Origin of the sequence: Flavobacterium sp. CYK-55, assembly GCF_018413465.1 — a bacterium.
Classification (GTDB): domain Bacteria; phylum Bacteroidota; class Bacteroidia; order Flavobacteriales; family Flavobacteriaceae; genus Flavobacterium.
The window spans coordinates 131795-147862 of sequence record NZ_JAHCDK010000002.1; the positions used below are offsets into that span (position 1 = coordinate 131795).

General features: G+C 43.0%; 14 protein-coding genes. 8 read left to right on the plus strand and 6 right to left on the minus strand.

Annotated features, from left to right (window positions below):
* Nucleotides 1-22 precede the first annotated feature (22 nt).
* From KIH23_RS13795 to KIH23_RS03155, 6 genes are all read left to right on the plus strand, one after another.
* On the plus strand, nt 23-157 hold the full coding sequence (locus KIH23_RS13795; protein WP_262897460.1) for a hypothetical protein: 135 nt from the start codon (nt 23-25) through the stop codon (nt 155-157).
* 34 nt (nt 158-191) lie between these two features.
* Entirely contained in the window at nt 192-878 is a 687-nt protein-coding gene (locus KIH23_RS03135) for an ABC transporter ATP-binding protein (protein ID WP_213211214.1), read from the plus strand.
* A gap of 606 nt (nt 879-1484) precedes the next feature.
* Complete coding sequence (locus tag KIH23_RS03140; protein ID WP_213211215.1) at nt 1485-2054, plus strand: cob(I)yrinic acid a,c-diamide adenosyltransferase; 570 nt, start codon at nt 1485-1487, stop codon at nt 2052-2054.
* A 140-nt stretch (nt 2055-2194) separates the two neighbouring features.
* Nucleotides 2195-2416 carry a DUF2795 domain-containing protein gene (locus KIH23_RS03145; protein ID WP_022828503.1) on the plus strand — a complete coding sequence of 74 codons (222 nt, stop codon included), beginning with the start codon at nt 2195-2197 and terminating at the stop codon, nt 2414-2416.
* Between the two features lie 93 nt (nt 2417-2509).
* Nucleotides 2510-5863 (plus strand): preprotein translocase subunit SecA, encoded by a 3354-nt coding sequence (gene secA / locus KIH23_RS03150; protein ID WP_213211216.1) that lies wholly within the window; start codon nt 2510-2512, stop codon nt 5861-5863.
* Between the two features lie 197 nt (nt 5864-6060).
* The gene (locus tag KIH23_RS03155; protein WP_213211217.1) at nt 6061-6642 is read left to right on the plus strand and encodes a hypothetical protein; all 582 of its coding nucleotides are present in this window, start codon (nt 6061-6063) and stop codon (nt 6640-6642) included.
* Here the strand turns inward: KIH23_RS03155 and KIH23_RS03160 are convergent, their stop codons facing one another.
* The 3 genes from KIH23_RS03160 to KIH23_RS03170 form a co-directional block, all read right to left on the minus strand.
* Nucleotides 6643-8049 carry an FAD-binding oxidoreductase gene (locus KIH23_RS03160; RefSeq protein ID WP_213211218.1) on the minus strand — a complete coding sequence of 469 codons (1407 nt, stop codon included), beginning with the start codon at nt 8047-8049 and terminating at the stop codon, nt 6643-6645.
* Nucleotides 8050-8428: 379 nt separating this feature from the next.
* Complete coding sequence (locus KIH23_RS03165; protein WP_213211219.1) at nt 8429-9625, minus strand: MFS transporter; 1197 nt, start codon at nt 9623-9625, stop codon at nt 8429-8431.
* A 3-nt stretch (nt 9626-9628) separates the two neighbouring features.
* On the minus strand, nt 9629-10540 hold the full coding sequence (locus KIH23_RS03170) for an AEC family transporter (RefSeq protein ID WP_213211220.1): 912 nt from the start codon (nt 10538-10540) through the stop codon (nt 9629-9631).
* Between the two features lie 143 nt (nt 10541-10683).
* Between KIH23_RS03170 and meaB the strand changes: the two genes are divergently transcribed.
* A complete protein-coding gene (meaB, locus tag KIH23_RS03175) occupies nt 10684-11772 on the plus strand; it encodes a methylmalonyl Co-A mutase-associated GTPase MeaB (protein ID WP_213211221.1) in 1089 nt (362 codons plus the stop codon).
* On the opposite strand, the gene KIH23_RS03180 is transcribed toward meaB, so the two are convergent.
* Together KIH23_RS03180 and KIH23_RS03185 are read right to left on the minus strand one after the other, a co-directional pair.
* Nucleotides 11769-11996 (minus strand): hypothetical protein, encoded by a 228-nt coding sequence (locus KIH23_RS03180; protein ID WP_213211222.1) that lies wholly within the window; start codon nt 11994-11996, stop codon nt 11769-11771. The two genes, meaB and KIH23_RS03180, sit on opposite strands and share 4 nt — an antisense overlap.
* Before the next feature lie 34 nt (nt 11997-12030).
* Nucleotides 12031-13410, minus strand: coding sequence for an MATE family efflux transporter (locus KIH23_RS03185; RefSeq protein ID WP_213211223.1), 1380 nt, complete (start codon nt 13408-13410; stop codon nt 12031-12033).
* 159 nt (nt 13411-13569) lie between these two features.
* On the opposite strand from KIH23_RS03185, the gene KIH23_RS03190 reads away from it, so the two are divergent.
* Nucleotides 13570-14376 carry a DUF6929 family protein gene (locus KIH23_RS03190; RefSeq protein WP_213211224.1) on the plus strand — a complete coding sequence of 269 codons (807 nt, stop codon included), beginning with the start codon at nt 13570-13572 and terminating at the stop codon, nt 14374-14376.
* On the opposite strand, the gene KIH23_RS03195 is transcribed toward KIH23_RS03190, so the two are convergent.
* Nucleotides 14377-16011: an ABC-F family ATP-binding cassette domain-containing protein gene (locus KIH23_RS03195; protein ID WP_213211225.1), complete on the minus strand. Its 1635-nt coding sequence runs from the start codon at nt 16009-16011 to the stop codon at nt 14377-14379.
* Nucleotides 16012-16068: the final 57 nt, after the last annotated feature.

Consider the following 16068-nt stretch of genomic DNA (forward strand, 5'->3'; position numbering starts at 1 on the left):
ACCGAAACTAAAAAATCAGCTCATGAAATCGCCATCTTCTTCAGAAAATAAATGGGTCAAAATACTTATTCCGCTTGTTGTTGTTTTGGGCGCCATTTATTTAATCAAAAGTGGTTATCACTTTGGGCAATGGTTGCATATTGCTTTGCATAACTAGCCGAATTTATTAATTTTAGCATCAAATTTTTATCATGGCAAATCCGCTCATCAAGATCCGTCAAATTGTCCGCAACTTCGAACTCGGGCACGAAACCGTTTACGTGCTCAAAGGCATTGATCTTGAAATCAACAAAGGCGAATACGTAGCGCTCATGGGTCCGTCGGGCTCGGGCAAATCAACCTTGATGAATATTTTGGGCTGTCTTGATACACCAACTTCTGGCAGCTATATCCTCAACAATAAAGACGTCAGCCAAATGCACGACGACGAACTGGCAGATATTCGCAACAAAGAAATCGGTTTTGTTTTTCAGACGTTCAACCTTTTACCGCGCACCACAGCACTCAACAACGTGGCGCTCCCGATGATTTATGCGGGTTATTCAAAAACCGAACGTTCTGAGCGTGCTGCCCAAGTGCTCACACAAGTAAATCTGGCCGATCGCATGGACCACCAACCCAACCAACTTTCGGGCGGACAACGTCAAAGAGTGGCTATTGCGCGCGCGCTGGTGAACAAACCTTCGATTATTCTGGCCGATGAACCTACCGGAAACCTTGACAGCAAAACCTCTGTAGAAATTATGAAACTGTTTGGCGAGATCCACGCCCAAGGCAACACCGTGATTTTGGTTACCCACGAAGAAGAAATTGCCGCCTATGCCAACCGCGTGATTCGTTTGCGCGACGGTATGATTGAGAGCGACACTACTAAATAGATTATGTTGTATTTTGTATGTTAACCCGAGGCGCAGCCGAATTGTATGGAGCGCAGCGGAATAAATGTTGTATGAGGTTCTATTACATCATCATTTATGCTTTTTCAAATTTCCAAAAAAACAACACAAATAATTTTTTTTTATTGATTGAGGTTTTTCCACATTCAAAATTCAACATTTAACATTGATCTTTTCATTTGGGCGTGCCCCTACGGGTCGGGCTGTTCGCTCATAGTCCTCGCCGCTGCGCGTCTGCGGGCTAACCGCTGCCATCCCTCACGCACACGACTATACTTCAAACATTTGTCAAAAATGAAACTTTAAAAAGATACCTCAAGTCCACTGGACTTGCTCCTCTTAATATCAAATCTGAAGTCCACCGGACTTGCTCCTCTTAATATCAAATCTCACGCAATAGAGACACGCTGCGCTACAGACACGGCTGCGCCTATAGACCGCTGCGCTTTATAACAAAAGAGAATTTGAAAATTTGGAAATGAAATGATTCGTATCACTGAATGTTTCGACTAAACCTTCTAAACTTCTTAAACTCTTTAAACTTTCTAAACTTTTATCCAATATCTTTGAAGCCATAAAATGTTTACCATGAAAGTATACACCAAAACCGGTGATGCCGGAACCACCGCTCTTTTTGGCGGAGACCGCGTAACCAAAGATCATATACGCATCGAAAGCTACGGTACTGTCGATGAACTCAACTCATACATCGGGCTCATCCGCGATCAGCAAATCGATGCGCACTACAAAAACATGCTGATTGAAATTCAAGACCGACTTTTTACCATCGGCGCTATTTTGGCCACACCGCCCGAAAAAGAAACCCTCAAAAACGGTCAACCGCGTTTGCAAAAACTCGGCATCGAAGAATCAGATATTGAATTGCTCGAAAACGAAATCGACACCATGGAAAGTCATTTGCCGCCCATGACACACTTTGTGCTGCCCGGCGGACACACCACCGTGTCATATTGTCATATTGCGCGCTGTGTATGCCGCCGAGCCGAGCGTTTATCAGTACATTTAAGTCATGACGAGCCCGTAGCGCCCATCGCTTTAAAGTACTTAAACCGACTTTCTGACTATCTTTTTGTACTGGCACGAAAGTTGGCCTTTGACCTCAAAGCCGACGAGGTTAAATGGATTCCGCGCAAATAAACTTGAACGAAAATCTACGCCTCAAGCCAGAAATAACAAGGCTTTGGAGATGTTCTTATCTTTTTTTAAAATAAACGAGAATTTACTTGACTTTTTAAGTAAAAAAATTATTTTTGCATCAAACTAAAAATCGTAAGAAGATGTACTGGACCTTAGAATTAGCATCGTATTTAAGTGATGCACCATGGCCTGCGACCAAAGACGAGTTGATTGATTATGCGATTAGAGCCGGTGCTCCGTTAGAAGTGGTTGAAAATCTTCAATCCATAGAAGACGAAGGCGAAATATACGAATCAATGGAAGAAATTTGGCCCGATTATCCGACGGACGAAGACTATCTTTGGAACGAGGATGAATATTAAAAAAATAATAAAACCCACAGAAAAGTCTCTCATGAGGCTTTTTTTTTGTTTAAATTTGCGCACCTTATATAAATCAGAAATCACATACTTATTATGAGTTTTTTAAATAATATCCTTAAAGTTTTTGTAGGCGATAAATCAGAAAAAGACATCAAAGCTTTACAAGGTAACATTGCCAAAATCAAAGCTTTTGAAGCCACACTAGCTGGTTTGTCACACGATGAATTAAGAGCCAAAACCACCGAATTCAAAGCCAAAATCAAACAAGCGCGTTCTGAAAAAGACAACAAAATTCAAGCGCTTTTGCAAGAAGTTGAAAGCATTGATGATATTGATGCCCGCGAAGATATTTACGCCAGCATTGATGCACTCGAAAAAGAAGCCTACGAGATTTCTGAAAAAACACTCAACGAAATACTTCCCGAAGCTTTTGCTGTGGTCAAAGAAACCGCACGTCGTTTTAAAGAAAACAGCAGCATAACCGTAACCGCTACAGCGCTTGATCGCGAATTGTCGGCTACCAAACCGTACATCACACTAAATGGTGAACAATCAACTTGGGCCAACACTTGGAGCGCAGCCGGAAAAGACGTCACTTGGGATATGATTCACTACGATGTTCAGCTCATTGGTGGTATGGTTTTGCACAGCGGTAAAATTTCTGAGATGCAAACCGGTGAAGGTAAAACCCTCGTGGCCACGCTTCCACTCTACTTAAATGCGCTCACCGGAAACGGAGTTCACCTAGTAACTGTGAATGACTATTTGGCCAAACGTGACAGCGCCTGGAAAGCGCCTTTGTTTGAGTTCCACGGATTGACGGTTGAATGTATTGACAATTATCAACCCAACTCAGAAGAGCGCAAAAAAGCCTACAACGCTGATATTACCTACGGAACCAACAATGAGTTCGGCTTTGATTACTTGCGTGATAACATGGCGCATACACCGGCTGATTTGGTGCAACGCAAACACAATTTTGCCATTGTAGATGAAGTCGATTCGGTACTTATTGACGATGCGCGAACACCGCTCATTATTTCTGGTCCGGTTCCGCAAGGCGACCGTCACGAGTTTAACGAGCTCAAACCCAAAATTGAAAACTTGGTCAACATGCAACGCCAAGTAGCCAATAATTTCTTGATTGAAGCCAAACGTCTGATCAAAGAAGGCAACACCAAAGACGGCGGATTCAACTTATTGCGTGCTTATCGTGCGCTTCCAAAAAACAAAGCATTGATTAAATTCCTCAGCGAGGAAGGCATCAAACAACTCTTGCAAAAAACTGAAAATCAATACATGCAAGACAACAACCGCGATATGCCAAAAGTAGACGAAGCTTTGTATTTCGTGATTGAAGAAAAAAACAACCAAGTTGAACTTACCGACAACGGAATCAAATTCTTGTCATCAGATACCGACGAAAATTTCTTCTTGTTGCCGGATATCGGAACTGAAATCGTCCGTATAGAGAAACAAAATCTCGAAAAAGACAAAGAAGCCGAAGAAAAAGAAAAACTTTTTCAAGATTTCTCCATCAAAAGCGAGCGTATTCATACTTTAACGCAATTGCTCAAAGCTTATGCGTTGTTTGAAAAAGATGTTGAATACGTCATTATGGACAACAAAATCCTCATTGTTGACGAACAAACCGGACGTATCATGGACGGTCGTCGTTATTCAGACGGATTGCACCAAGCCATTGAAGCCAAAGAGAATGTAAAAATCGAAGCGGCCACCCAAACTTTTGCTACGATTACTTTGCAGAATTACTTCAGAATGTACAACAAATTGGCGGGTATGACCGGAACTGCAGTAACTGAAGCCGGCGAATTCTGGGAAATTTACAAACTCGATGTAGTTGAAATTCCAACCAATCGACCAATGGCTCGTAAAGACAAAGAAGATTTGATTTACAAAACCACGCGTGAAAAATTCAATGCAGTCATTGAAGATGTTACCCAACTTTCGCAAGCGGGTCGTCCGGTATTGATTGGTACAACATCAGTTGAGATTTCAGAATTACTCAGCCGTATGCTCAAAATGCGCAACGTTCATCACAACGTACTCAACGCAAAATTGCACAAAAAAGAAGCAGACATTGTAGCCGAAGCCGGAAAACCAGGCGTTGTAACCATTGCAACCAACATGGCCGGTCGTGGTACCGATATCAAATTAACGCCCGAGGTAAAACAAGCCGGAGGTTTGGCTATTATCGGAACCGAAAGACACGATTCTCGTCGTGTGGATCGTCAGTTGCGCGGTCGTGCCGGACGTCAAGGTGATGTGGGAAGTTCACAATTTTACGTTTCGTTAGAAGATAACTTAATGCGTTTGTTCGGCTCTGAAAGAGTGGCCAAACTCATGGATAAAATGGGCCTCAAAGAAGGAGAAGTGATTCAACACTCGATGATGACCAAATCTATTGAGCGCGCTCAGAAAAAAGTAGAAGAAAACAACTTTGGCGTACGTAAACGTCTCTTAGAATATGATGATGTGATGAACTCACAACGCGAGGTTGTATACAAACGTCGTCGACATGCGCTTGAAGGCGAACGTCTCAAAGTAGACATCGCCAACATGATTTACGACACAGGCGAAGTGATTGCCGAGAGCAACAAAGCCATGAATGATTTCAAAAACTTTGAGTTTGAACTCATTCGTTACTTCTCGATTACTTCACCGGTCAGCGAAAGCGAGTTCGAGCGTTTATCAGCAATGGAACTCGCCCAAAAAATCTACAAAGCCGCGATGGATTTCTACACCGAAAAAACCGAAAGAAGCGCGCGTGAAGCCTTGCCGGTAATCAAGAATGTGTATGAAGATCCGAACAATCATTTTGAGCGCATCATCATACCGTTTACTGATGGAATCAAATCGCTCAATGTCATCACCGACCTCAAAAGAGCCTACGAAACACAAGGAAAACAGTTGGTAACTGACTTTGAGAAAAACATCACTTTGGCTATTATTGACGAGGCTTGGAAAAAACACCTCCGCAAAATGGACGAACTCAAACAATCGGTTCAATTAGCGGTACACGAACAAAAAGATCCGCTCTTGATTTACAAATTTGAAGCGTATAATTTGTTCAGTTCCATGATCAATGGCGTCAACAAAGAAGTGATTTCATTCTTGTTCAAAGGTGATTTACCACAACAAAATGCGCCGGCCATTCAAGAAGCCCGCGAGGTAAAAGTCAAAGAAAACTACACCACCAGCAAAGACGAAGTTCCGAACAGTGATGAGTTGGCGCAACAAAATCGCGAAGCCGGGCAAACCCAAACAAGACAAGTGGTTGAAACCGTTGTACGCGAAATGCCCAAAATCAACCGCAACGACAATGTGACCATCAAACACATCATGAGCGGCAAAACCGAAACCATGAAATACAAAAAAGCCGAAAGCATGATTGGTTCAGGCGAATGGGTGATTGTCAATGAATAAATAGGTTTTTGAAGCCGGGAACCTGCTGTACGCTCTATCTTTTTAAACCTTTTCAAGTTTAAAAAGGATGCCGCTGCCATCAGGGCTAGGGCTTCGTATAAACTGAAACATTGATTCAAAATAAAACTCTGTAAATAATAAATCCTCGATGGTTTCAGCATCGGGGATTTTTTTATTTTTGAAACAAACCTAAGGCTATGAAAAAAATATGTATACTTCTTTTTATTGTGTTGACTCAGTTGGGTTGGGCGCAAAATTCAGCCGAGCTCAAAACGGCTGCGCAAAAAATTTACGACGCCTATTACAACATGGATTTTGAGGCCGTTGCTGCTTTGAGTTACCCAAAAATCATCGAGCAATTAGGCGGAAATATTTTGTTTACCGACAAGCTCGATCATGATTATCAAAATGATGATTTTCGAAAAAGGCTTCAGCTGGTCAAACCCATTTTTGTTTTTGGAACCATTCAAAAAATCAGCGGAAAAAGTCTTTGTGTGATTAGTTATAAAAATCCGGAGCGCTACTTTTTTGAAAAAAAACTCACTGCTGCGAGCGCCACTACTGAAGCAGAAAAACTCAAAAAAGCCAATCTAACCAACGATGTCACTTTTGAGCCCAAACGCAACAGTTTTAATGTGCGTAAAAATTCAAAATTGATTGCCGTTTTTGATGAAACCACACAAAACCAGTGGAAGTTTTTCAATTGGGATGATCCGGCGCAGCGCGAAGTTTTGAGTCAAACTTTTTCAGCCGAAGACCGAAAAAAACTGGGGTTATAATTACATTTTATCCGGAAATATTTTGCCCGGATTGAGAATTCCGTTCGGATCAAAAATATCTTTAATGCCTTTCATGAGTTGCAATTGCGTTGCATTAAAGGCAATATCCATATAGTTTTTTTGTACATAACCAATGCCGTGTTCGCCCGAAAGGGTTCCGTTGAGCGATACCGTAAGTTCAAAAATCTCGCGGATTCCTTTGGTTACTTCGGTGTTCCATTGTTCATCGCTTAAATTACCCTTGATGATGTTTACGTGCAAATTTCCATCGCCGGCATGTCCGTAACAAACTGATTGAAAACCGTACTTCTTGCCTATTTGTTTGATACCCGAAAGCAATTTGGCCAGTTCATACCGCGGAACCACTGTATCTTCTTCCTTATAAATGGAATTGGCTTTGACGGCTTCGGCTACCGAGCGACGCATTTTCCAGAGTGCGTTTTTCTGGTCTTCGGTATCAGCAAACAGCACTTCATCGATTTCAAAATTTTCAACGACGGTCATGATTTTTTCGGCTTCCTGAAAAAGAATGTCCGGATAATTACCATCAACTTCAATGAGTAAATGCGCCTGAATATCTTTTTGGACCTGCACGTTTAACCCTTCAACAAATTGCAGCGTCCAGTCAATGGCGTCGCGTTCCATAAATTCCAAAGCGCTCGGTGTAACACCCGCACGGAAAATCGCTGAAACCGCTTCACAGCCTTGTTCGGCTTTAAAAAAAGGCACGAGCATCAAAACGTTGTGGCTGGTGGCAGGCAACAGTTTCATCACAATCTTCGTAATGACACCTAAGGTTCCTTCGCTGCCCACCATGAGTTGCGTGAGGTTATATCCGGTAGAATTTTTGAGTGTATGAGCGCCGGTCCAAATGATTTCGCCACTGGCCAAAACCACTTCAAGGTTGAGCACATAATCTTTGGTAACTCCGTATTTAACCGCGCGCGCGCCTCCGGCATTTTCGGCCACATTACCGCCAATCCAACAACTGCCTTGACTGCTCGGATCGGGCGGATAAAACAAACCTTTTTCGGCCACAGCCTCGCGCAGCACTTGTGTAATCACGGCTGGTTCAACGGTTACTTGCAGATTTTGCTCGTCAATTTCGAGGATTTTATTCAAGCGCTCCATGCTCAAACCAATGCCTTGATGCACCGATAAAGCACCGCCGCTCAAACCGGTTTGTGCCCCAATAGCAGTAACGGGAATTTTGAATTGGTTGGCTATTTTGAGCACTTGCGAAATTTCTTGTGCATTGCCAGGCTTGATGACCACCGCCGGCGGAAACATCAAATCTTCGGTTTGGTCGTGTCCGTATTTTTGACGGGTTTCCAAATCAGAAAAAAGAAATGCGTTGCCTACAACGGCTGCTAATTGTTGTAAAATTTCGGGAGTAAGTGCGTTCATGCCCAAGTAAATTGATGCGTAAAAGTAGTGTATTGTGTATTGTTGCGCAAGTGGATGTTGACGGTTGTGCGTTGTGGATTCTCGGTTGCAGGAGTTGCGTGAGATTTGATATTAAGAGGAGCAAGTCCGGTGGACTTGAGGTATCTTTAAAGTTTCATTTTTGACAAATGTTTGAATTGTAGCAGCACGCGTGAGATTTGATATTAAGAGGAGCAAGTCCGGTGGACTTGAGGTATCTTTAAAGTTTCATTTTTGACAAATGTTTGAATTGTAGCAGCACGCGTGAGGGATGGCAGCGGTTAGCCCGCAGACGCGCAGCGGCGAGGACTATGAGCGAACAGCCCGACCCGCAGGGGCACGCCCAAATAACGGTAAAAAATTACTTTTTTAGATTCGGTAAGAAATAGCAAATCACCCCAATGATTGGCAAGAAGGAGCAAACAAAATAGACGTATTGCACCGAGGTGTGATCGGCCAGCAAACCAATGAGTGCCGAGCCTAAAGCGCCCATTCCAAAGGCAAATCCGTAGAAAAGCCCCGAAATCATACCGAGTTTTTTGGGAATCAATTCTTGCGCATACACCAAAATAGCCGGAAAGGCCGATGAGATGATGATGCCGATGACCACCATGAGCACATCGGTCCAGAACAGATTGACATACGGAAGCAGTAAAGCAAAAGGCGTGGCTCCAAAAACCGAAAACCAAATCACGTATTTGCGCCCGAATTTATCGCCGAGCGGACCGCCCAAAATGGTTCCGATGGCATAGGCAATCAGATAGATAAACATGTGAAACTGGGCTTGCTTGATGCTGAGATGGAATTTATCGATCAAGTAAAAAGTGTAATAAGTTGACAAACAAGCCGAATAGAAAAACTTTGAAAAAATGACGATGAGCAAAATGGCAATGCTGCGGTTGACTACCTTTTGGGATAAATGATGCGGCTGAAAAACCAGGGCACTTTTGGCGGTGCGCATGAGCAAATGATCGCGGTACCAAAACGCAATTTTGCTGATGATGCCGAGCGCAATGGTAGCGGCCAACACAAACCAAAGAATGTATTTTTGGCTGTTGGGCACCACGATGAGCGCTACCAAAAGCGGTCCGAGTGCGGTTCCGAAATTGCCGCCGACTTGAAAAATCGATTGGGCCAAACCGCGTTTTCCGCCTGAGGCCATATTAGAAATGCGCGCAGATTCAGGGTGAAAAATGGCCGAACCGGTTCCGATGAGGCAAACCGAAAGCAATATCCAGTAAAAACTGTTGGCAATCGACAAAACCACAATACCGAGCAATGAAAAGAACATGCCGTAGATTTGCGAAAAAGGCTTGGGATATTTATCAGTATAATAACCTACAAACGGCTGAAACAGCGATGCGGTGAGCTGAAAAGCAAACGTAATGAGCCCGATTTGTGAGAAACTCAAATGGTAATTTTCTTTGAGAATCGGATATACCGACGGAATAATCGACTGAATTAAATCGTTGAGCAAATGCGCAAAACTGATCGAAAACAAAATCGAATAAGCGGTTTTTTGAATCGGCGGATGGATGGGTTCGGTTCGGGATTTCATCGATTAAAACCAATTGAGGATATAATACCAAATGGGCAAAGTCAACAATGAAAGCGGAATGCCCACGCCTACCATCATATTGCTCAATTTGGGTTTGAGTCCGTAGGAAGATGAGAGAATGGTTCCGGTAATCATCGGTGCCATGGCGGCTTCCATGATAGAAACATCTACCGCTAAACCTTCGGCTTTTAGGATCACTTTATACAAAACAAAAAACAGCAAAGGCGTCAGGATGAGTTTAAAAAACAAACCAAAACGCAAAAACTGCCAATGCTGACTGTTGCGATCAATTTTGAGTTGTAAGCCAACCGATAAAAGCGCAATGGGCGTAACGGTGTTGCCGAGTTTTTGAAAAACTGATTGTAGATCCGGGATAAAATCGTACCCCAAAGCATTGAGCGTACAAGCCGTTAAAAAGGCCACAAACGGCGGAAAAAGCAATATTTTTTGAGCGATTACTTTGGGTTCGGCCTTGCCTTTTGAAAACAATGAAGCGGTGATGACACCCAAAGTAGCCATGACTACGAATGATCCGGGTTGATCAACCACGATGGCAGTTTTGAGACCTTCTTCGCCATACAAAGCCTGAATGACCGGAAAACCTACAAACGAAGTGTTGCCCAAACCGGCCGTAATGGTCAAGCAACCGATGAGTTTGTTAGACCAACCCATTCTTTTGCCAATGCTGTAAAAGAAAACGAATGAAAACAAATAACCCACCCAAGCAATGCCGAGCGGATACAACAATTCAGGGCTTAGTTTGATTTTTGGGATGTAAAACAGCGCCAATGCGGGCAATGAAACGTGAATGACAAACTGATTGAGCGTGAGGTGCGGATTTTTAGGGAACGATTTGACATATTGCAAACCAACACCCAAAGCCAAACACAAGAACAACATGATGATACTATCCATGTCGGTAGTAATTTTTTTGCAAAGGAACGGCAAAAATCGATAATAACAAGCCGGTAAATGCAAAAGCTATCCTAAAAAAATCGGCGTTTTCATGCTTGAGATGACCCGGATTTTTTGCTACTTTTACCTCAAAGACGCATCGTTTGGAAAAACAACCGCACAAAGCTTCGGCATTACACGAAAAAGACGGCATTTCGCCACCGGAAATCATCAGTCCGCAGGCAGTGCACAATATTCGTACGTTTAGAAAAAAACAACCCTCAGCCGAGGAACTCATTCAGGGCATTTTGAAAGGTGAAATCAGCGCGTTGAGCCGTGCCATTACGATGGTTGAGAGCACACAACCTGATCATTTAGAACGAGCCAACCAAATCATTGCGGCTTGTTTGCCCTATGCTGAGAAATCACTTCGGATAGGAATTACCGGTGTTCCGGGCGTGGGCAAAAGCACTTTTATTGAAGCCTTCGGGAATTACCTCACCGAGCAAGGAAAAAAAGTAGCTGTGTTGGCGGTTGATCCGAGCAGTTCTATTTCACACGGCAGTATTCTGGGCGATAAAACGCGTATGGAATCACTGGTGAAAAATCCGAAAGCATACATCAGACCTTCGGCTTCAGGTGATACTTTGGGCGGTGTAGCCCGCAAAACCCGTGAAACCATTACTTTGTGTGAAGCCGCCGGATTTGATACGATTATTATTGAAACCGTGGGTGTTGGGCAAAGCGAAACGGCGGTGCACAGCATGGTTGATTTTTTCTTGTTGCTCAAAATTGCCGGAGCCGGCGATGAACTTCAAGGCATTAAACGCGGTATTATGGAAATGGCCGATGCGATTGTGATTAATAAAGCCGATGGCGACAACATCAAAAAAGCGCGTTTGGCCAAAACCGAATTTGCGCGCGCTTTGCATTTGTTTCCGGCGCAAGCCTCGGGCTGGCAACCCAGCGTGCAAACCTGTAGCGCTCTAACCGGAGAAGGCATTGCCGAAACCTGGGAGACAATTCAAAAATTTGTACATCACACGCAAACCAACAAGAGTTTTACTGAAAAGCGCAGCAAACAAAATCAATATTGGATGCTCGAAACCATTCAGGAACAACTCAAGAATCACTTTTTTGAAAATCCTGAAATCAAAAAACTGTTGGACCAAAATAAAGAAGCGGTACAAACCGGTAAGTTATCGCCGTTTGTAGCCGCTCAGAGTTTGTTGGATAAATATTTTAAAATTTAATCCTCATACCGCGCTACTTCGCGATCGTAAAAAGCATTGGCTTGCTCGATGAGGCCTTCCATTTCGGCGTTGAGTTCAGCCTCGTCTAAATCTTCGGCTTCTTCTAAAAACTCAACTTCATCATCTTTTAAATTGATGATAAAACGAGGATAATCAAGGTGAATGATAAAAATATCATCCGGAAAATCAGTATTGTCACCGAGTAAAAATTTAGGTAATTCCATGTTTTATAAAGTAATGAAGGCCAAAGCCTATGGTTTAAGATGCGTTTTGATCGCGCAAAGCACGTGTGAGTTTATCAAATCGAAGATACAAAAATAAAGCAGCAACCGTAAGGCCTGATAATAAACCAATCCAAATTCCGGTGGCTTTCAGTTCGGTGTAAATGCCTAAGTAAATTGAAATCGGAAAGCCCACCACCCAATAAGCCACAAAGGTAATATACATCGGAACCTTCACGTCTTGCAATCCGCGCAGCGCGCCCAAAACCACCACTTGCATTCCGTCTGAAATCTGAAAAAAAGCGGCCACAATAAGCAACTGAGCCGCTATTGAAATAACTTCAGTGTTGTCAGCCAGCAAAGCCATTTCTTCCATATTCAAAAACAAATGCGGTAAAAAATTGTGCAAAAGCAAGAACAATGCGGCAAAAATAGTTTCCAGAATAATGGTCAGCAAAAAAATAGAACGCGCCACCACAATCAAGTTTTTATAATCGCCCAAACCTTTCTGATTGCCCACGCGAATCATGGCCGTCACATTGAGTCCCATGGCAAACATAAAAGTCGTTGTGGCCAAGGTCAGCGCAATTTGGTTGGCCGCCTGACTGGTTTTGCCAATCGAACCCGAAAGCCAAATAGCAGCCGTAAACAAAGTCACTTCAAACAACATTTGCAAGGCCGACGGCAATCCGAGCGAGATGATTTTGCGCATGCCCGAACGCTGAATTCTAAGCCAACTAAACTCGGCAAAATACACTTTGAGTTGCTGGTTGTACTTCATTAAAAAATGCATAAAAACCACCATCATCACGCGTGAAATAACCGTTCCGAGCGCGGCTCCTACCACGCCCATTTTCGGAAAAATCCAAAAACCATAAATCAGAACATAATTAAAAAACACATGCACAATGTTGGTCAAAAAAATCGCATACATTGAGTATTTAGTGAGCGAAAGCCCGTCGGCAAATTGCTTATAACCCTGGTACATAATCACCGGAATCAGTGAAAAAGCCACCCAATCAATATAAGGCGAGGCCATAGTCACCACGGCTTCGGGTTGATGCATCAAACGCATGAGCGGTTTGGCCAGTTCAATCATCCCAAAAAGCAAGAGACCGAGCACCGTACACAAAAACAAACCTTGATGAAAAGTAGCTCTGATTTTATCGGTGTTTTGCTCAGCATCAGCCTCGGCAATCAGCGGTGTCAAAGCGGTCGAGAAACCAATCCCCAACGACATCCCGATAAAAATAAAGCTATTGCCCAACGAAACCGCTGCCAATTCGGTCGGCCCTAAATTGCCCACCATAATGTTGTCGACAATTCCAATAAGCGTATGTCCAAGCATGCCGAGTACCACCGGATACGCCAGTTTGATGTTGGATGAAAATTCGCGGGTATATTGACTAAGATGCACTGATTGATTTTTTGAGCCGCAAAAATAGCGACTTCTTTTCGAAACTTCATTTTAAATATTAATTTTAGGCAGCTATTCCGGCTGTTTGCTGTAGCTTGCAGGTTGAACCCCAACCCGCAAGGCTGCCGCGTCCATCCGGGCTGGGCATTATCTTTCGCTATGACACTAGAACCATTTTGCCAAATTTCCGGGCTCCGCGCCGCCTCCGGAATCGTCTTTACCCAAAACAGCTTGTTTCTGATTTCAGACAGCAGTCAATTTTTGTATCGCTTTGACCTTCAAAACCAAGTTTTAGACAAAATTGCGCTGGGCACAAAAGCCGAAGAAAATCTGCCTAAAAAGCAAAAGCCCGATTTTGAAATCTTAACACAGCACAAAGGTGACTTGCATTTGTTCGGATCAGGTTCCAAAGCGCACCGAAATCAACAAGTTATGTATGCTGTAGATTCGGGTTTGTACCATACATACAATCGTTCAGCTTTGTATTATGAGTTGGCACAATTGGCGCAAATTCCTGAAGACGATCTCAATTTAGAAGGTGCTTTTTTCTACCAAGAGCAATGGTATTTTTGTCAGCGAGGCAACAGCAAAAGCCAGCAAAACGGTATCTTTATTTGCAGTCAAAACTTTGAGCCTTTGCGGTTTCAAGCCATTGAATTGCCCAAAATTCAAAAGGTTCAAGCCACTTTTACCGATGCGGTTTTGGTAGATGATGCTGCTTATTTCTTGGCCGCCGCCGAAAGAACTGATTCTGCCTATCTTGACGGTGAAATTGCCGGAAGCCTCATCGGCAAACTCAATCTCAAAACCTTCACCGTTGAATACACACATGAAATCTCCAAAAGCCAAAAATTTGAAGGTATTGGCTTGTATCAAAAATCAGCCGATAAAATTGAATTCTTGTTGTGCGAAGACAATGACGCTGAAGTTTCAGAATCTGTAATTTACAAACTCACTTTAGATTAATTACTGCTCAATCTCGCGCAGATTTTCCATTTTTTTGAACTCAAGAAAACCTTTGATGTCTTCAAAATGTTCGCGTACGCGTTTGTGACCGAATTCAAAAACTTTGGTAACCAATCCGTCTAAGAAATCACGGTCGTGCGATACCAAAATGAGCGTTCCGTCAAAATCGCGCAAAGCATCTTTGATGATGTCTTTGGTTTTCATGTCTAAGTGATTTGTTGGCTCATCGAGAATGAGCACATTGACCGGTTCGAGCAACAATTTAATCATGGCCAAACGCGTTTTTTCGCCGCCCGAAAGTACTTTTACTTTTTTGGTTGTATCATCGCCCGAAAACATAAAAGCGCCGAGTAAATTTTTGATTTGTGTGCGAATATCGCCCACGGCAATGGTATCAATGGTTTCAAAAACGGTCATTTCACCGTCTAACAATGCCGCTTGATTTTGCGCAAAATAACCAATTTGAGCGTTGTGTCCGATTTCAAGTTTTCCGCCATCCACCTCAATTTCTTTCATGATGGCTTTGATCATGGTTGATTTTCCTTCGCCGTTTTTACCTACAAAAGCTACTTTCTGGCCGCGTTCAATAACCATGTTGGCATCTTTAAAAACCACATGATCGCCATACGTTTTTGACAAATGCTCCACCACAACCGGATATTGTCCGCTGCGCGGTGACGGCGGAAATTTCAAACGCAAAGCCGAAGTATCTACCTCATCAACCTCAACCAAAACGAGTTTTTCTAACATGCGCACACGCGATTGCACTTGTTCGGTTTTTGAGAAAGTTCCGCGGAAACGCTCAATAAAAGCTTGGTTATCGGCAATAAATTTTTGTTGCTCATCATAGGCTTTTTGCTGATGCACCCGACGATCTTTTCTGAGCTCTAAATAATGTGAATATTTGGCTTTGTAATCATAAATACGACCCATGGTTACCTCAATGGTTCGGTTGGTAATATTGTCCACAAAAGCGCGGTCGTGCGAAATCACCATCACAGCTTTGGCTTGATTGATCAAGAAATCTTCGAGCCATTGAATACTGTCCATATCGAGGTGATTGGTAGGCTCATCGAGTAAAATCAAATCAGGTTTTTTGAGCAAGATTTTGGCCAATTCAATACGCATACGCCATCCGCCGGAAAACTCAGAAGTCAATCGGTTAAAATCTTCGCGCTCAAAACCCAAACCTTTGAGCACCTTCTCTACTTCGGCTTCATAGTTAACTTCTTCAATAGAATAGTACTTTTCGCTGAGTTCAGAAACGCGCTCAATGAGTTTCATATAATCATCGCTTTCGTAATCAGTGCGAATGGTGAGTTGTTCATTGATCTGGTCAATTTCGGCCTTCATTTTAAAAACCTCGGCAAATGCTTTTGAGGTTTCTTCCATAACGGTACAATCATCTGCGGTGAGCAAATGTTGCGGCAAATAAGCAATCACAGCTTCTTTGGGCGCTGAAACGGCTCCGCGTGTGGGTTTGTTTTGGCCGGCTACAATTTTGAGCAAAGTAGATTTTCCGGCGCCATTTTTACCCATGAGCGCTATTTTATCGGTTTCGTTGATGGCAAAAGTTACCTCGCTAAACAAAGTGGTGCCGCCAAATTCAACGGCTATGTCATTTACTGTAATCATATCAGAATATGCTGCGTTTTTGAAGCGGCAAATATAACTGAAATTAACCACGATTAT